The sequence below is a fragment of the Sphingopyxis sp. genome (genome assembly GCF_034380315.1).
Taxonomy (GTDB): Bacteria; Pseudomonadota; Alphaproteobacteria; order Sphingomonadales; family Sphingomonadaceae; genus Sphingopyxis.
Genome location: NZ_JAXMPB010000015.1, coordinates 21,593 through 37,826, shown reverse-complemented (window position 1 = coordinate 37,826; position 16,234 = coordinate 21,593). Strand labels below are relative to the sequence as shown.

General features: G+C 60.3%; 17 protein-coding genes and 1 pseudogene. 6 read left to right on the top strand and 12 right to left on the bottom strand.

Annotation, left to right across the window (positions count from 1 at the left end; translation table 11 throughout):
* The 3 genes from U0S50_RS17920 to U0S50_RS17910 form a co-directional block, all read left to right on the top strand.
* The coding region (locus U0S50_RS17920) for an integrase catalytic subunit (protein ID WP_322309565.1) at positions 1 to 93 on the top strand (93 nt) is incomplete at its 5' end.
* Between the two features lie 58 nt (positions 94 to 151).
* Positions 152 to 946 carry a TonB-dependent receptor gene (locus U0S50_RS17915; RefSeq protein ID WP_322310007.1) on the top strand — a complete coding sequence of 265 codons (795 nt, stop codon included), beginning with the start codon at positions 152 to 154 and terminating at the stop codon, positions 944 to 946.
* 245 nt (positions 947 to 1,191) lie between these two features.
* Positions 1,192 to 3,072 carry an Atxe2 family lasso peptide isopeptidase gene (locus U0S50_RS17910; protein WP_322310006.1) on the top strand — a complete coding sequence of 627 codons (1,881 nt, stop codon included), beginning with the start codon at positions 1,192 to 1,194 and terminating at the stop codon, positions 3,070 to 3,072.
* Here U0S50_RS17910 and U0S50_RS17905 read toward each other — a convergent pair.
* The 7 genes from U0S50_RS17905 to U0S50_RS18565 form a co-directional block, all read right to left on the bottom strand.
* The gene (locus U0S50_RS17905) at positions 3,050 to 4,732 is read right to left on the bottom strand and encodes an asparagine synthase C-terminal domain-containing protein (RefSeq protein ID WP_322310005.1); all 1,683 of its coding nucleotides are present in this window, start codon (positions 4,730 to 4,732) and stop codon (positions 3,050 to 3,052) included. The genes U0S50_RS17910 and U0S50_RS17905 overlap by 23 nt on opposite strands.
* A 92-nt stretch (positions 4,733 to 4,824) precedes the next feature.
* Positions 4,825 to 5,472 (bottom strand): lasso peptide biosynthesis B2 protein, encoded by a 648-nt coding sequence (locus tag U0S50_RS17900; RefSeq protein WP_188237759.1) that lies wholly within the window; start codon positions 5,470 to 5,472, stop codon positions 4,825 to 4,827.
* A gap of 60 nt (positions 5,473 to 5,532) precedes the next feature.
* Positions 5,533 to 5,670, bottom strand: a complete 138-nt coding sequence (locus tag U0S50_RS17895) for a hypothetical protein (RefSeq protein ID WP_160328052.1) — start codon at positions 5,668 to 5,670, stop codon at positions 5,533 to 5,535.
* Between the two features lie 138 nt (positions 5,671 to 5,808).
* Complete coding sequence (locus tag U0S50_RS17890; protein WP_160328053.1) at positions 5,809 to 6,405, bottom strand: GntR family transcriptional regulator; 597 nt, start codon at positions 6,403 to 6,405, stop codon at positions 5,809 to 5,811.
* Between the two features lie 157 nt (positions 6,406 to 6,562).
* Complete coding sequence (locus tag U0S50_RS17885; protein ID WP_136173716.1) at positions 6,563 to 7,057, bottom strand: hypothetical protein; 495 nt, start codon at positions 7,055 to 7,057, stop codon at positions 6,563 to 6,565.
* 18 nt (positions 7,058 to 7,075) lie between these two features.
* A complete protein-coding gene (locus U0S50_RS17880; RefSeq protein WP_152998810.1) occupies positions 7,076 to 7,528 on the bottom strand; it encodes a hypothetical protein in 453 nt (150 codons plus the stop codon).
* Complete coding sequence (locus U0S50_RS18565; RefSeq protein ID WP_058804235.1) at positions 7,413 to 7,916, bottom strand: helix-turn-helix domain-containing protein; 504 nt, start codon at positions 7,914 to 7,916, stop codon at positions 7,413 to 7,415. The genes U0S50_RS17880 and U0S50_RS18565 overlap by 116 nt, the downstream gene beginning before the upstream one ends.
* Positions 7,917 to 8,171: 255 nt before the next feature.
* Here U0S50_RS18565 and U0S50_RS17875 point away from each other — a divergent pair, with 255 nt between their 5' ends.
* Positions 8,172 to 8,360 (top strand): hypothetical protein, encoded by a 189-nt coding sequence (locus U0S50_RS17875; protein ID WP_160328055.1) that lies wholly within the window; start codon positions 8,172 to 8,174, stop codon positions 8,358 to 8,360.
* Between the two features lie 143 nt (positions 8,361 to 8,503).
* Here U0S50_RS17875 and U0S50_RS17870 read toward each other — a convergent pair.
* The 3 genes and pseudogenes from U0S50_RS17870 to U0S50_RS17860 all read right to left on the bottom strand — a co-directional run bounded on the left by U0S50_RS17870 (position 8,504) and on the right by U0S50_RS17860 (position 9,674).
* Positions 8,504 to 8,884, bottom strand: a pseudogene (locus tag U0S50_RS17870) (PRC-barrel domain-containing protein).
* A 118-nt stretch (positions 8,885 to 9,002) separates the two neighbouring features.
* Positions 9,003 to 9,431, bottom strand: coding sequence for a putative toxin-antitoxin system toxin component, PIN family (locus U0S50_RS17865; protein WP_062900424.1), 429 nt, complete (start codon positions 9,429 to 9,431; stop codon positions 9,003 to 9,005).
* A 3-nt stretch (positions 9,432 to 9,434) separates the two neighbouring features.
* Positions 9,435 to 9,674, bottom strand: a complete 240-nt coding sequence (locus U0S50_RS17860) for a ribbon-helix-helix domain-containing protein (RefSeq protein ID WP_058804239.1) — start codon at positions 9,672 to 9,674, stop codon at positions 9,435 to 9,437.
* A 225-nt stretch (positions 9,675 to 9,899) separates the two neighbouring features.
* Between U0S50_RS17860 and U0S50_RS17855 the strand changes: the two genes are divergently transcribed.
* Together U0S50_RS17855 and U0S50_RS17850 are read left to right on the top strand one after the other, a co-directional pair.
* Complete coding sequence (locus U0S50_RS17855) at positions 9,900 to 10,298, top strand: MarR family winged helix-turn-helix transcriptional regulator (protein ID WP_082665249.1); 399 nt, start codon at positions 9,900 to 9,902, stop codon at positions 10,296 to 10,298.
* A gap of 173 nt (positions 10,299 to 10,471) precedes the next feature.
* Entirely contained in the window at positions 10,472 to 10,993 is a 522-nt protein-coding gene (locus U0S50_RS17850; RefSeq protein WP_232014686.1) for a hypothetical protein, read from the top strand.
* Here the strand turns inward: U0S50_RS17850 and U0S50_RS17845 are convergent.
* Both U0S50_RS17845 and U0S50_RS17840 read right to left on the bottom strand, forming a co-directional pair.
* Positions 10,990 to 14,730, bottom strand: a complete 3,741-nt coding sequence (locus U0S50_RS17845; RefSeq protein ID WP_062900423.1) for a conjugal transfer protein TraG N-terminal domain-containing protein — start codon at positions 14,728 to 14,730, stop codon at positions 10,990 to 10,992. The genes U0S50_RS17850 and U0S50_RS17845 overlap by 4 nt on opposite strands.
* 5 nt (positions 14,731 to 14,735) lie before the next feature.
* Positions 14,736 to 16,133, bottom strand: coding sequence for a conjugal transfer protein TraH (locus U0S50_RS17840; RefSeq protein ID WP_234178595.1), 1,398 nt, complete (start codon positions 16,131 to 16,133; stop codon positions 14,736 to 14,738).
* Between the last annotated feature and the right edge of the window lie 101 nt (positions 16,134 to 16,234).

Sequence of the window (16,234 nt, the reverse complement as noted above, 5' to 3'; positions counted from 1 at the left end):
GCGCCGGAGGCCGTTCCATCGCCAGTGTCGCCCGCCGGTTCCGCTTCGCTCCACCTGCGGCCAACACTGGCGATGGACGCGTCAATGCACTAACAATCCCAGCGGACCACTCGGTGGGGGCCGGTCATATCTTGATGGCGGTTCCACATCATTGCGGCCGGAGCGAGCCACAACCTGGACTGCGACGGTCGCCTTTCACCCCAAGTCGTTGCCGGGGCTTAACGCGGACCTGTCCTACTTCCGGGTGAAATATATCGACCGTGTTCGCACTCCAATCGGGTTTTACCCCGAAGCACTCAGTCCGAATTATGCGAACTATGTCACACTGAATCCCAGCGAAGTGGCGCTCCAGGCAGCCATCAATGGCGCGTCCGGCGGCTTCCTCAATTATACCGCCGGGGCCTACGACCCGGCGTCGGTCCTGTACCTCATCGACAACAGAAATATGAATGTCGCGGCGCAAAAAATCGAGGGCGTGGATGTCAATTTGTCCTATCGCCTGGATCTGCACGACGGCGCGCTGGTCACAGCGTTGAATGGCAGTTGGCTTCGCAGCCGCCAGAAGAACGGATCAGCTTTCCCCTATTTTGACCTTGCCGGAACGATCTGGAACCCACCCCATTTTCGATCGCGCGCCAGTGTCGGTTGGGAAGGGAATTCCGCCGAAGCATTCGTCTATTTCAACTATATTGGAGGCGTCGAAGATCGTCGTGCGGCGCTCCCGATTGACGGGCGATCAATGTTTACCGTCGATCTTTCGCTCAGCTATCGAACGTCCACTTCCGGCGGCTTTCCGAACGGTTTCCGTATCGGTCTCAGCGTCGAGAATCTGTTCGACAAGCGGCCCCCCTATTTGGCGCCGGCACCCTTCACGGAACCCTATGACTCGACCAATTATTCCCCAATGGGGCGCTTTGTCGCGTTGTCGCTATCGCAGTCTTTCTAATGGCCCTCGTCATGGAATGCATCGCGCGGCGATCGGCGAACCGCGCGTTCACGTTAATTTTCCTTACTACCGCAGCGCTGCCGGGTGCGGCTTTCTCACAAGCTGCGCCGCTGCCACCGACGGCGCCCGCTCTGCAAGTTGTGGCTACGAATGCGACCGGCGTCGACTTGCAATCAGCGAGGGACACAAGCCCGTCATGTCCGACGATAGTTCCTCCGGTCGCATCGCAATCGATAGCACGAAGTGTGGAGGCGGATGATATCATTCGCCTCCGCGATTTCGGAAAGATGGATGCGTCTGAGGCAGACCCGGGCGGCTTTGCTGTGTCGCCCGACGGAAGATATCTGGCAATCCAGCTTCGACAGGCGGACCCCGTCTCCAACAGCTACTGCCAAGCCCTGCTGATTTATGATCTCGGCAATGTTCGAACTGCGCCGCGCATTGTCGACATGGGCGGCGACTACGTGCGCCGGACGATTACGCTCTACGGTCTCGAGGGCTTCCCCACCGGCACTCCGGAACCTTTGACGCCGAAATGGTCAAAAGATGGCAAGTGGCTGGCCTTCCTGAAACGAGAAGAAGGAATCACGCGACTTTTCGTGACCGCGCTGTCCGAAGGTGGCACGAGAAGTATCTCTGACGGGCGTTTCGACGTCGCCGACTTCGCCTGGTCAGATGACGCATCGCAGTTGCGCTATCGACAACGGGAAAATCACGCCGCTGCCATAGAACGACTGCAAACCGAGGGGCGAAGCGGTTTCCAATTCGACGAGCGATTTTGGCCGCTTGCCGAGCTCACGCCATATCCACGCGAGACACCTGCGGAAGTCGAACGTTTTGTCATGATCGGAGAGGCCGATACGTTCGGTGGGTCCGGCAGTGCATCACAGCAGGATAGAATGGCGGAGGAGGCAGGCCGCGCTCCGACGCGCAAAGGCGCCGCTGTTGCGATCATCGACCATCGACAACTCGCGGCGAGGGTCGGCGACAAAAATATAGTTTGCCAATTTAAGGAATGCGCCCGCGTCGCAGCGGCATGGACGGTTCCGGGAGCCGACGAAATTGTCTTCATGCGCCGAGAAGGGTTCGCCGCAGCGCGAACCGGCATTTATCGATGGGCTCTGGGTGAGAACAAGCTGACGAATATCCTCACAACAGACGACGCGATCCGCGGATGTGATTTTCAACTCCTTTTGGTTTGCGCCCGAGAAGCTTCTCTTCAACCCCGCGACATCGTTGAAATCGATCTGAGGTCGGGAAAAATCCATCAACTTATCGAGCTCAACCCCGAATGGATCGCGCGCAGGCTCGGAACAGTGACCCGCCTGCGTTGGACCAACAAATATGGAATCGAAACGTTTGGCGATCTCGTGCTTCCACCGGACGCTCGGCACGATGAGCGTTTGCCACTTGTTGTCGTGCAGTACAGCAGTCGCGGCTTTCTCAGAGGCGGAACTGGCGACGAATATCCGATTCAGGCTATCGCGGCGAAAGGCTTTGCCGTCCTGAGTTTTGACCGTCCGCTCGACTACCGGACCGCGATGTCTCGCGCCGGCCGATCGGTATCCCGACGGCACATCGCGAACGCGTGGACCGATCGTGCGAGCGTTCACGATTCTCTTATGCGCGGAATCAAGCTGGCGGCTGACACGCACCCGATCGATGCCGACCATATCGCGATCACGGGACTCAGCGATGGCGCGTCCACCGCGACATATGCGCTAATCCATGCCGATATATTCTCGCTGGCGCTCATTAGCTCATGCTGTGAAGACCCGAGCATTTTGGAGACCGGTGTTGGGGAAGCCTATGCGAGCATTTTGCGCACGAATGAATATCCACTGCCTTGGGAACAGCACAAATCGAGTTGGAAGCGCGTCAGTCTCGCGATGAACGCAAGCCGCGTGTGCGCGAAGATTATAATTCAGAGCGCGGATCGGGAAGCGCGCCTGGCCACTGCCTCCCTTCGGGCGCTGCGGCAATTCGGCCGTGATGTGACAATGTTCATTTTCCCCGATGAGTATCATGTGAAATGGCAGCCGGTTCATCGTCAGGCCGTTTTCAGACGAACGCTCATGGAACTCGACGACTGGCGGCGATTGCCTAAGGCGCGGTGTTCAAGGTGACTTGCGGCGATGCTCTGCACCAAGCCTCGACGTCGCACAGGCGGAGAATTCGTCCCATATCATTCACGCCAAATGTCAGGTCGTCCTTCAGCTGCTGTTCGATCATGCTGCGATCAAGAATACCCGCGCCGCTGAGTAGTCCGTCCATCAGCATTTCGCGAATGAGAACTCGTCGCTCGCGCAGCATCTGCAATTGAAACTGGCCGAGGCCTCCTTTTGAGATCCGCCATGCGACTTTGGCGGGAAGATCCCGCTCCATGGCTCGGCGGGCTATGTAACGACTTCGCCCCCGGCCGACCCAAAGCCAAGTCGGTATGCGTAGGCAAGTCTCGACAAGGGGCTGCGACAATAGGGGAAATATCCCCTTCATCAAATCGGAGCGCCGATAACCATTCATGTTATAGCAGCTGTTGTATAGTCCATGAACATGTTCAACCTTTCCGGGAAGCGGTCGGTTTTTTGGCGGAGGCCACGGCAGCCCAGGTGGCGATTCATTGGATGGAAGATCTTTGGAAAGAAATGCATCATTCGCGCGCCAGTTGGCGTGGTGCTTGCCTTTCCATCCCTTCCTGATCGCCTTCCAGCCGAGATCCCACGCGTTGCACTGATTTGCACGCGCCACCTCAAAGACGGTTCGTGCAAAATTTGGACTCGGACCTTTCGCTCGAAGGGTGTCCGCCGCGGGTCCGGAACTCTGCAGATGGCAGAATACGGCGTCGCCGCCCTGACCGTTGACAAATGTGTCGATCGACCGGTCCGTTGCCATTTCGAGGGAGATGCGATCGGTTTCTTGAACAAAGGACCGCGAGTGGGGTCGGGGCAAGTGCGGCCGCGCCGAATGAAGAAGATCTGGTCTTCGATGATCAGGCGCACCCTCGTCCAGGGAGATATGTAAGTGGCTGGCTACGCTTCTTGCAAAATTCCTCTCGTCCCCATCGTTTCCTTCGCTGAACATCGTGATCGCGTGAATTTCACGCCCAGCAGTGGCGGACCCCGCCGCGATTATCGACGAATCCAAGCCCCCTGAAAGATCGAGGGCGTAAAACCGTCCGCGCGGCATCTGCGCTCCGATGCAGCGAAGAATTTCCCGGCGAACAAGTTCCATGGCTTCATCTGGATCGGTGATCAGGACGTCGGGATTGGTGAACTTCCAAGGGTCCCAGTGAAAACTGGCCTCAAGCGCCCGTGGGGCTTCAAACTTGATCGATTCTCCACACCTGATCTCGGAAACTCCGGAGAGGCATGTGGATGACATGCTGAGATTATCCCAAATCAGATGTCTGGCGACTGATTCCCAGTTTATCGACGGCGGGCGCCTTGCCATTTCCAGCAATAGCCTTGTGTCCGAGGCAACAACGAGGACTCCGCCCTCGACTATGTAATAGGCATTGATGCTACAGAATGGGGATCGTTCGCAGGTGATCACGCCGTTGGGCAAACTGGCCAGGACGATATAGGAACCCCAATATTCATTGTTCAAATGGCCGCCTCGATACGCCGCCGTGACACGCGCCCCTTCGTCGATGTTCTTTCCAAATGCGCGCGACGGGACATGCCGGCAGAAGACGTCGCCAACGACGACGCCAGTGCCATCGGTGAGGTGGTTGATTTCCAACCCGCTGTCGGAATAGACGACAAGGCGTTCGTCACGATGGGTCACGCTCAGCCCCGACTGATGAGCTATTTCATCCAAATGTAGGTCGAGGGCGCATGGGACCTGGGTCGGCGAGCTGACGGCTAAGAATCTGCCGATCATCGCACTGCTCTGATAGGTTCGAAGGGGCCGACCATTTCGATCGTATCGTTGAGGATGAGGTCATCATCCTGAAGCCAGCAATGGGCTTCGAATGGATGAAGCCGAACACCGAAAACCAGTGTGCTCTCATACCCGTTTTGGGCCAAAAGATGCTGAAGGCCGATTGAACGGAGCAGGCAGCGATCCCTCCTGATCGCAAACCGTTCTACATATTCGAATGCTGATATCAGACCGCTGCGGTTTGACGCCGGAGGGCCTTCTGTCTGGGCGATCGTGTTATTGCGTTGCACCCACCACAGCAATTCATCGAATCCGCGCAGTGCAATGGTGAATCGTGCGCTGGCGAGAGATCTGAATGCCGATGCAATTTGCCGGCCGGATGGCGAACGCATATCGAATTCCGCGGAATGTTCACGAGCTGGGCGAGTAATTGCGCAGCAGGAACTACGGGCTCCTTCCGCATTGGAGTTCAACCAGTGGCGATCCTCAATCAGGCGCCGAAGGCTCGGTTGCAGTGAATCAACGTCTCCTCTTCCGAGGGCAGACGCAGCCTCCTTTTCCAAGCGTGAATATCGATTTGCGAGGACATCCAGAAAGACGACCTGACCATCGATTTCGCAGCTCGAAACCCACGAAGGAAGCATGAGTGACGCCTTGGCGGAAAAAGCCGGCCGGGAATTTATCCATTCCCGGCCGGCCATTGATCAGTCGACGACGATGCCGAGCGGCTGGCGCGGCTGCACACCGTCCGGCGCGATGTTTTCGTTCGACCCGTGGGTCTCTTCGGTGACGGTGCCGAGGTCGATCAGTTCAGCGTCGCGATAGTTCGGTTCCTTGTCCATGATAGTCTCCTTTCCCGCCGCACAAATGCGACACCGAAAGAATCCCAGTTTCAGAGGATATATCCAAACATATATGTTCTGAATCTGAAGCTATATATGGAAGGGGCGAACCCCGGTATCGGCATTCTTGAGGCCGCCCTAGGTAAGTCCACTCATGATTTCAGGAAGATTACGGATACGGCGTCGATGATATGCGACTACCGATCGCCTGATTGACTGCCTGTTTCCGCGTTCAATCTTCCCGAGCAAAGCATCGAATTCGCGGCGCAAACCGCTCAATTTACGCTCTTCGGCGCGCCGGATCCGACGCATTCGATCGTTGAGATTCCGGACCAAATGCATGAAAAAGACGTTCTGGGTCACCTGGGAGATCGAGTCGAAGAGTAGTTCAATCGGCGGCGGCGCGCCGAGCTCGTCCTGTTGATTAAAGTCATGGGAAACAAGGAGACTGCTCCGGCACGAGGCGGCTGTGAGCATTACATATTGGCTCAGAATATAGAGGTGGCGAGCCGCATTCTCGTCGAGCGACGGTATTTCAAATCCGCCAGTTACCGGCATGTCGAGTAAAGCTTCGCCGACGAGCCGCAACATCGCCTCGCGGACCGGAGTCGCGCTCATTCCATATCGATCAGCTAGTTGTCCGATATTGATTCGCCCAGACGCGATACGACCTTCAATGAGATCGAGTTTAAGGCTGGTGTAGGCTCTTTGGCTAAGCCCGTGATCTGCGCTCATCTTCATACACTCCGAGTTCGAGCGCCCGTGCGCCAGTCGCGGACATGACCGATGCTTAGTGGAGTCTCGGACTGAGCATTGTGGTCAATCCCGGCGTGGAATGGTCGCCACAGAGCCCCTCCACGGTTCGCGCGTCGGCGGCGATGCGACGAATCAGTCAGGAACGCGGGGCGGGTGTGATCGTCTTCGCGCGCGAAGATGCGGCGCGATGTCGCTGATGAGTCCAAGCATATTCCTGGAGCCCGTCACGTGTCCTGCGGTGATGTCGCCGTGTCCCAATGGCGAGGATTGCGACCATTGGATAGGCGATCTTACCTACGATCCACCAATAGGCGACGGGCAAGATCTCGGGATTGTATGCCGTGACGCCGTGTGCCGCGACCGCAACCAACTGAAAGGCTGCCAGCCAGATCGGCCAGAATCTGTCTGCCGCCCCGGCGATTGCCGAAAGCGCCAGCAGGAGCCCGAAATCGATAAGTAACATTTCCCATTCGACGTCGCGATAGGATGGATTGCTTAGTCCGGCCCAAAAAGTTCCCATCGTGGCGATGACCATGCAGATCGACGCAGTCCTTTCCGGGGCTCCGCCTCGCCACTGCGCATAGGCAGAGACGAGGAAGAGCAGGATCATGAATGCCACAATGACGATCACGAGCAGCGGCCCCCTTGGTCAGGCGGCCAATTCAAGGGGCGTCGCGCCGCGCGCGCTTGGGCGCTTGACGACATCCCCGAAAGCTTCAGGATCAATGCCCAGCTTTTGTGCCAGCACTTCAAGCTGTCGATGACCTTCGGCCATGTAACCGAGCGCTCCGGTAACCGAGAGCTGCGCGTTGGTCAGGGCCGACAATATCTGATGTCCGACCAGCGGCGAAAGATTTTGGTGCGTCTGCGCGTCGATTGCCGCAGTGGCGAGCCGCCCGCCTTCCGCGAAAATCTGCTGCAGCAGTTTTTCGTAGCCGAACAGCGATTCGGTCAGATGCTTGATGCGCTCTTCATCGTCGGACCTTCTATCCGAGAAGCCGGGAGAGGACGTCGAGTCCGACGGCGAGCATGCCGAAGCCGACTGCAAGCGCGATCGCAAGGAAGACGAGCCAGAAGTAACGGAGGTACGGGTCGAGGTCATTTGCAGATACTCCCATGGTTCGTAGAGGAAGCAACCTGACCCAGGAGGTGGGCGGTGGTTCCGCCTTCTCCGGTGGCTCATCGGCCTGGCCGGTGCCTACCCCCGTATTCTCCAACTGCATTTTGCGGGGGGTCATCGCGGCGTCTTCGAAGGCGTGGAAAAGTTCCGCTGCGTGCCGGCGATTGCGGGCGCGCAAAATGGCGACAGCCTCGCTGATGTAAGTGTCGACGGTGCCGACGCCCAGACCCAATTCGAGGGCGATTTCCTTGGAGGTCTTGAGCCGATAGACATGGCGGAGGCACTCGCGTTGGCGCGGGGCCAAGCGTTCGCAGAGAGCGATGCTCGGCTCTTTTACATCACTAGCAGACAAGTGCGCGCTGCTTGCCATCAATGGACGGCAAGTCCCTTACGCTATCTAAAACAGCACCTCTTTTTCTCGACCCGAGCATTGCTTTCCGACGGATTCTGCAAGCGGCTCCCCGTGCATTCCGTCAACAGAGCCGGTTCCCGACTCTCTCTGAATTTCAACTTAACACGGGAGTAGGCGGACCGGAATTTTCAGGCAACCCTTGGCAACGATTTGCTTTTCTTCACCGAGTATCTCGTATGGGTGCTCTGCGATAAGGTCCGGTTAGTGAAAATCATGGCTGCGGATACGGAGGATTTCATCTTGTTCGGGGGTCGTCCGAACGGCCGTGACGCCGATGTGCGCCCGCGCGGCGCCCATGTCGGATCGCGCGGATCGGGGCCGCCGCCATTCTTCGCCCCGTCACCGCGGCCCGGCGCGACCGTGAAATCCATCCGTGCGATCGACCGCAGCATTTCGTCGTGATCATTGATGCGGTCGCAGATGATATGCATCGCCGGCGGCAGGCGGTCGGCGGATTGCCGCTCGTGCTGCCGCGCAGGGACAGTCCGCGCCGATGAGGCAGCCCTCCGATGCGGTTACCTCGCATCCGAATCCTGCGCCGGAAACTAGAACGGATAATTGATCCCGCGACCATAGTCGTGATCAAAGGTCGGCTTGCTATCGGCGCCATAGCGCGGCGCCTGTTCGAGAACCTTCTTGTCGAGATCGACGACATAGCCGCCCTGTTCGGTGTCGTAAGTCAGGACGTCCCAGGGCAGCGGATAATAGTCGCTGCCAAGACCGAATAGACCGCCGAACTGGAGGACCGCATATTCGACGCGACCTTAGCGCTTGGTGACCATGAAATTGTAGATCGGTCCGAGCTTCTCGCGGTCGCGGTCGCGGTCGAGTCCCGCCTGGCGCTTCGCAATCGCCCAGCGCCTCTGCTTGCGCCGAGTTTCCTTAGGCTCCCCAGTCGACCACGCGAGCGATAGCGAACTCGGCATCGTCACGGGCTCTGCGTCGATGAAGTCAAAGCGGCCCTTTGCCGTGCTCTCACAGTTTCGGCCGATGAGATGGAGTCGTCTCGGCTGAAGGGACGCCGGCTCTGGCGCCGACGAGGCGCTAGATATCAGGCTCGGTTCCTGTGATCAGCCTCAGGCATTCCCGAACCGTGATAATCCGCGCCCCGCCGTGGCGCCCGAGACTCAACAAGTCGGCCTTATCGCCGGTGATCAAAAGTTCGGCCATCCCGGCCTCAATCGTCGCCAGAAGATAGTTGTCCCAGGGATCCGGGCTGACGGACACGTCGGGCAGATTCTCTATAACAATGGCGCTGCCCTTGAGTTCATTGACGAGTCTGCCGACAACGGCTGGATTCAAGCGAGCCCGCAGTTTGGGATAGCGCGTACCGCGCCGAATTTCCTCTAGCTGTTCAGCAGAGGTGATTAAGGTGATCTTGCCTTGGCACCACAAGGCAATCAGGTGAAAGGGAAGCGACCGCCCGTGCAAAAGGGCGCTGACAAGCACATTGGTGTCGATGACAACGCGCATTGATCAGTTCCGACGCGCATCCGCAATCGCTTCATCGATCAACTGGCTCATCTCTTCCGGCGAGACGTCATCGAAACCGGCGCGGGCCTCGGCGAGCGTAAGATCGAGCAGGCGCCATTTCACGGACTCTTCAATGAAGCGCGATAGGTCGCCCTTTTTCATTCCGCGCTGAGCTAGGTATGTGCGGACATCAATGTCGGTTTCGGGCGCGACATTGACGGTCCAGCGCGTCGCACCACCCATAATCAAAAACTCCTCATGGACGCCTATGCGGATAAGCGCTGACCATCTTTTACGCCAAGATTCGATTCCGACATATGCGCTGGATCGACTTTACCACAGGGGGGCTCGATTTTAGCCTACCCGATTTTCGAGCCTCTGCACGGAACACAATAGATCGCAGCATCCACCTCGGCGCCGGACGTTCCGGCTCTCCACGTCAAACTGACGCGAGGCGCAAACGGACGCATGGCGACGCGGATCGAACAAGATGATCCACCGTTCGATGTCGAAGCTCGACGACTTGGCCTTTGCCGTGAACTACTTGTCGAACGGCAGATCATTGCGCGGTACCTCAAGAAGCAAGACTGGAGCCATGCGGGCTGGATCATGCTACTGGAACTCTATGTCGCGGATACGGTCGGTAAAGGGCTGCCGGTTTCAAGCCTAGGATATGCGAGTGGCGTTTCGGTTCCGACGGCGACGCGGCAGACAACTGAGATGGAATCGCGGAAACTTGTGGCTCGCGAGCGCGATCCTCACGACGGGCGCCGAACGAACATCGCCCTGACCGCTCGCGGTCGAGCGACCCTGCGGTGCATTCTAGACGACTATGCGAAGTCCCGGGCGAATGTGCCGCTCCGATAGAATCTGATTGGCCGCCGCGTTCTCGATCGTCCAGAACACAATCTATCATACCTAAGCGAGGGACGGGGAATCCGGCCTCAAGTCCAAGGGAGGAGGAGGGAAGCTGACGTTGGTGTGAAGTTGCATATGGGAACAGGAGATGGCTGGATGCTCACCGGATCAGGGAAGGCAATATGTCCATTTCCGGAAACTCTTTCGATTCCTTCAATCGGCATCTTCTGATAGGCTGCCGACCGAGAAAACCCATGCAGGCGAGCCAACCTTCCAACGTATCAACAGCCGAGACCGCGCGGCCGCCCGTTGCGCGCAATTGGCTCTGGAAGCCTTGGTACGCGAAGCTCTGGTGGGCGGCGATCCCGGTCTACTGGACAGGCGCGGTGGCCTCGCTGAAGGTCCCGGCACTGGCGGAGTTCTACACCAGCGCTCTCGCAGGCTATCTCAACATGCTGTTCTTTCCGCCGACGGCACTACTGGTGCTTGGTTTCGGGTTCGTCAAAGCTTGGCTCGACAGGCCGCTATCTGGCGAGCCTCTCTCGGACGAGGAAATCGGCGAACTCGAGCAGATGAGGATGGAGGACGAGCACTGGGAGCGTCTTGGGCGACCTCATTGGTCGGTCGACATCTATGATCCGCGCTCCGGCGGACTATATATCGGCAACCCACTCAGCCTTCAGCACCCTGGACGTCGAGATTAGCGCTTCTTGTAGCTGCTATCTCCGTCGAATGGACCATTTGCTAGGTCGGTCGAAAATCGGCCACTGCTCAAGATCGAGGATTGTTCGAGCGACGTCATCGGTCCAGTAATATCGGCGGTTCCACGTGCGGAATCGGCTTGCCCAAGGTAGCGATTTCGCAGCCCCTCGGGGCCAAGCACCTGACGGTTCAGCTCGCTCGTAAATGTCATTTCAGGGTTTGCAGAGCGCGCAGCCGCCCGCTCTGCGGCGGATATCGCCTCGCGTACATCATAGTTTACGATATCGAGCGAGGCCCGAGCTGTCTCGTTACTCGTGCCCATGTCGCTGCTGCTATATCCCAAGCTCCCGCCGACGCTCCCTGACGTTGCTGTCTGTGATCGTTCCTTACCCTTGGCCGGACCACCACGCGACGCATAGTCACTGCTTTGGGCACTTGCGCCGACATTGCCGCCAACCGCAGTTCCCATTGAGATTTGGTCTTGCGCCGAGCGAGATATAGCCCGCTGCCATCCCGTCTGGGCCATGATCGCCGACACGTCGCGTTGAAGCGTATCCGCAACCTGCGGATTGAGCCGCCACTCGCCGTTGCGGTCCATTTCGAAGCCACCGCGCAGCCAGTTCGCCATCATCGCCTGACCCTCGGGTCCGCTGCTTAGCATGTTTTCGATGGTATCGGGTCCGGCTTGCTTGCCGGCCTCATATTTGGTGCTGGTGTCGCTGCGTGCGGACTGCGTGAACCCGGTGCTGCTCGACACGAGCAGGTCGTTGTCCGCGAAGCTGAACCGGGCGCGGCCTCCCTCGGCGATCGTGCCATATTGGCTGTCGTTGATGAGGCCTGCGGCGCGGAGCTGCCGCGCGACGTCGGGCGAGACATTGAGATTGAGATCGCCATTCTGCGCCATGGCGAGCTCGCGCTTGGTCATGTTGATGCCCTCGCTGCGCAGCAGCCCCTGCATGCGTGTCAACCGCTCATTGTCCACGATCCGCGTCAGCCGCTCGTTGCGCGCACGATCGGCAATTCCGGCCGCGCCACCCTCGGCCATGTCGACCTGGTTGCCCGCCGTGCGGCTCAGTGCCTGGATGAAGGCGTCGAGCCGGGCCGCCTCGCGCGTCGATACGCCGGCAGCCGCCGCACCTTCCGCAAACCCGAAATTATCGCTCTGCCGTCGCTGCTCGCCGATGCGCGCGGCGCCGCGCACGCCATCGTGGCCGACTTCGCGCTGGGCATCGAGCTTGCCCGAGCGCTCGGCAAAATCGTAACCAGCGGCCTCGCGCGTGCGGCCATAGACGCTCGTGCCTTCGCGTGCCGCCTCGGCGGTCGCGCCGTCGGCGGTGCCGAGCTGGACCGAGGCGTTATAGGTTTCCAGCGCACGCATGACCTGCGCCTCATTGCGGCCCGTCGCGCGGGAGAGGGAGGTAATCGCCGACGAGCGCGCCTCGCCCGAGAGGGTGTTGATGAAGCCGATGCGGCGCGAGGTTTCGTCGATGGAGAGGCCGAGCATCGACGCGGAATTGCGCTGCCCCTCGTTGTTCCCGGTGCGCCACGCCTGCTCGGTCGCGACGTTGCGGCGTTCGATCCCCGCGACATTGTCGCCCGCATAGTCGCGTCGGCCTTCCATAGCGCCGACGTTGACCTGCGCAGCCGTGAGATCGTTCCGCAGCATTGCCTCCTGGTCGTACGTGTTGGCGATCAACTTCGCGAAGGTCGGGTCGGCCGATGCCTGCGCGATCACGGTCGAGGCCTTCAGCGCAGCGTCTTTCTGATCATAGCCATTGCGCTCGAAATGCCGCTGCGCGCCCCGCATCATCATGTCGTAGGCGCGCGTATCGCCGAAGGCTTTCCACTGCACCATGTTCTGCGCGAAGCCGGCGAAGGCGCGTTCGCCCGCCTGGCCCGGCCCAAAATAGCTCGTGCCGAGACTACGTAGCGCGTCCTTCTCGGCGAAATTGTGGATCGCCGACGTCGTCGCATTGGCGCGCACCGCTGCGGCCGTCGCGGGATGAGTGAGGTCGCGGCCGACGAGGGCAGGGGCGAGCCCCCCGAGCTCGCGTGCGGCGTCCGTGACGCCGAGCCCGAAGCCGGTCGCTCCCGGCGCGCCAGGCGTGCGATCGCTGAGATAGCCACCTGCGGCGCCGAAGGCGCGATTGGTACCGAAGGTAGACCGCTCTCCGAAGTCGCCGAAGCTCGACGCCGCACTGCGCCGTGCGGTCGTGCCGGTCGCCGAGGCCTGCGCCTCGAGCGCCTGCGCGCGGCCTTCATGCGTCATGATCGGGGTGGCGGCCGCGGTGCCCTGGCCCTGCACGCCGAGCGCGCCGCTGGTGAAGGAGGTGAACACATTGCCCGAGAAGCGGAACACGGTGAAGACAAAGGCGCCGGCCAGCCCGGCGGCCGCGGTGCGAAAGCTTCCGAAGATTGCGAGCGCCTTCATCGCCGAACCTGGCGCCAGCATCCAGGCGTTCGCCGCGACATGGTTCGAGCGCATCTCGGCAAGCACGTCCATCGCGCGGCCGAGCGTGAGCTGGTAGATTCCGGCATCGATCACGCCCCACATGGCGACGAAGACGAAGAGGCCAAGCGCGAAGCTCGCGACGCGCAGGTTGATCGGGGTCAGGATGAAGAGCAGCGCGATCGGCATCATGAACAGCATGATGCCGAAGACAGTGGCGCGGATCGTCGGCATCCATTCGTTCGCCGTCGACATGGTGGCGAGACCGCTCGAGACGACGGCACGGTTCGCCATGACGCGCGCGGCGGTCGCAGGGCTATCTTCGAACAGCACGTCGCCGACGGCGTTGCCGAGGTTGATGTTCGTCATCAGCTGCTGGAGCGTCAGCGGCGTCGCGAGCATCTTGTCACCGAGCGCTCCGAGGTTCGACCGGCAGCGCTGGAGCTGAGCCGCGTTCGAGACGTCATAGCCGGTGCGCTCGCAGACCTGTTGACTGTAACCGTGGAACAGCGACGGATCGGAAAGCCGGTCCGAGATATGCGTCCAAGTCTCGGTGCAGCTCACCGTTGTTCCGCCCTTGTCGGTGGCAGTGAAGACGGTGCTGAAGGTCGCCGGCCCAGACATCGCGGCAAAAGCCGCGGGAAGATCGTTCGTGGTACGAAAGAGTTGATCGTCGTCGATGCCATAGGCGGGAGAGACGCGCGCGACGGGATAGCATTGCCGGACATAATCCTTGATCGTTGCATCGAGGAAGGTGTCGGTCATCGGCCCTCGCGGGCTAACAGCGTTCAGGAACAAGTCAAAGCTGTGACCACCCGCACCGAACTCGAGCTTGGCATTGGGGTCGATCGTATTATCGTCGATCGTCTCGGCGATCGCCCGCTCCATCATATTGGTGACGCCCGCGACGAGAACGATCAGGTTCGGGACGTCGCCAACGGGCTGATAGGCGTTGCGGACCCGGTCGTAGACATGGACGGTGCCCGTGGTCGCAACCATGCCGACGAAAAGCCCGATGCCGACGAGCGTCTGAAAGCCGAAAGCGACGATCCCCATGCCGTTGCCGCGCACGCTCGCGAGTAGCGCGCCGAGCGCGATCCCGGCGACCGCGACGATGAGCACCAGCGTTTCGTAGCGCGGATCGGCAAAGATCATCGAGACGAGCCGGAACGCGTCGACGGTCTCGTTGAACCCGTCATAGGTGTGGAAGCTGGTTTCGAGCGCTAGCGCAGCGGTCGGCACGGTGGCGGCGAGGGCGGCGATCAGCGCGGAAAGGAATCGGGAGCACATCGCGATCAGCGATTGCGGTTAGCGGCGGCACCGGCGGCGTCGCGCGCGTCGCGGTCGCGCTGGCGGACGAGCCCGGCATAGTTCGCCGAGAGGTTGGCCTGGTTCAGCGCCGCCATATAGGACTGGCGCATCTGCGCGCGCTGGCGCAGCACTTCCTCGCGAAGATCGCGCAGCTGCTCTATCCCCTTGGTGAGGATGCGCGTCTGGCAGATATTGGCATTGCCTGCGTCGGCGGCACCGGCGGCCGACGTGCCGCGCTCGGCATTCGACAGCGCGAAATCGATGCTGCGAGTGAGATCATTGAGCATCTGGTAGGCGAGGGTCAGGGCGACCAGTTCGTCGGTATCGCCGATCACGGCATCCTCGACGCCTTCGCGCACGCCCCATTCGAGCATCCGGTAGATGGGGAGCGTCTTCACATTGGCGACGAACTGGCGCTCTTCGGCAGTCAGCGCGGCGCGGGTGCGGATCTTGGTCGCGATCGTCTGCATCCGTTCACGCGCGAGGACGAGCGCGCCGCGGCCCGGCCCGTCAGTCGCGCAGTCAGCGCTGGTCGGCGGGACGTTGAGCGACCGGGCCTGGACACGTCCGGTCAGGAAATCCTCGACGCCTTCGGTGTCCTGACGCGGGCAGGCAGGGATGGCCGAAAAGAGCGGCACCTTGTCGGTCGCGTCCCAACGCATGTAAACATCGCCGACCCGCGCACGCATCACGCTGGTCCATTCGCTGGCGCCGACGCGCGCGGCGGCGTGCGCGAGCAGCGAGCCGGTGCGGAAGATGTCGGTGACCTCGCGCGGGCAGTTGGCGAGCGCTTCCTTCAGATCCTCGGTCGGATTATTATTGTTCGCCTCAATCTTCTCGCGGCTTTGCTGATAACTTTTCGCATAACCCTGCTTGATCGAGCGATAGCCGGTCATCTCCTCGATGATCCCCGACATATTGTCGTCTCCTCGAGCGATCTGAACCATGCGGTTCGCAAGGCGGCAGTCGTTGACCTGGATCGAGTTCAGGAAGTTGGTCGCCGCCTCCATCTTCGAGATGATGTTGCCCATCTTCTCGTCGAGGGTTTCGAGGAGATACTGGAAGGCGACGGCGGGCGCGGCCTGCAGGATGCTCTCGAGCTTCTGGACGAGATAGTCGGGATCGAGAAACGACATGCCGCCGAGGAACATGTCGATGCCACCGCAGCCCGCGCGCACCTTGGGCAGCGTCACGCTCATCAGATAGTCGTTGTGGACGTCGACGCGGCCCGAGAAGCCGCCCGCGGTCACATAACCGCGCGCCTGGTCCTCGAAACTGCCGGGCGACGTGTAGGTCACATTGTCGAACCAATGCTCGGCCCAGCTTTGGGCATAGGCTCCCGGCGCGCCGGCTCCGCAGGTTGACAGGATGAGGGCGATCATAATGGCGCGGCGGCCGCCAAGCGAGGACATCAGCGTTCTTTCTCAGGGGCGGGATGTGGCAGGCTGAACCCGCTCAGGGTCGCTTGTGTTGACCTCTCGCG

Coding starts and splice junctions, on each gene's coding strand:
- U0S50_RS17900 (WP_188237759.1), bottom strand. CDS start 5,472: ATGCTTCCTTCGTGGGTTTCGAGCTGCGAAATCGATGGTCAGGTCGTC.
- U0S50_RS17895 (WP_160328052.1), bottom strand. CDS start 5,670: ATGGACAAGGAACCGAACTATCGCGACGCTGAACTGATCGACCTCGGC.
- U0S50_RS17890 (WP_160328053.1), bottom strand. CDS start 6,405: ATGAGCGCAGATCACGGGCTTAGCCAAAGAGCCTACACCAGCCTTAAA.
- U0S50_RS17880 (WP_152998810.1), bottom strand. CDS start 7,528: ATGACCTCGACCCGTACCTCCGTTACTTCTGGCTCGTCTTCCTTGCGA.
- U0S50_RS18565 (WP_058804235.1), bottom strand. CDS start 7,916: ATGGCAAGCAGCGCGCACTTGTCTGCTAGTGATGTAAAAGAGCCGAGC.
- U0S50_RS17875 (WP_160328055.1), top strand. CDS start 8,172: ATGGCTGCGGATACGGAGGATTTCATCTTGTTCGGGGGTCGTCCGAAC.
- U0S50_RS17865 (WP_062900424.1), bottom strand. CDS start 9,431: ATGCGCGTTGTCATCGACACCAATGTGCTTGTCAGCGCCCTTTTGCAC.
- U0S50_RS17860 (WP_058804239.1), bottom strand. CDS start 9,674: ATGGGTGGTGCGACGCGCTGGACCGTCAATGTCGCGCCCGAAACCGAC.
- U0S50_RS17855 (WP_082665249.1), top strand. CDS start 9,900: ATGGCGACGCGGATCGAACAAGATGATCCACCGTTCGATGTCGAAGCT.
- U0S50_RS17850 (WP_232014686.1), top strand. CDS start 10,472: ATGTCCATTTCCGGAAACTCTTTCGATTCCTTCAATCGGCATCTTCTG.
- U0S50_RS17845 (WP_062900423.1), bottom strand. CDS start 14,730: ATGTGCTCCCGATTCCTTTCCGCGCTGATCGCCGCCCTCGCCGCCACC.
- U0S50_RS17840 (WP_234178595.1), bottom strand. CDS start 16,133: ATGATCGCCCTCATCCTGTCAACCTGCGGAGCCGGCGCGCCGGGAGCC.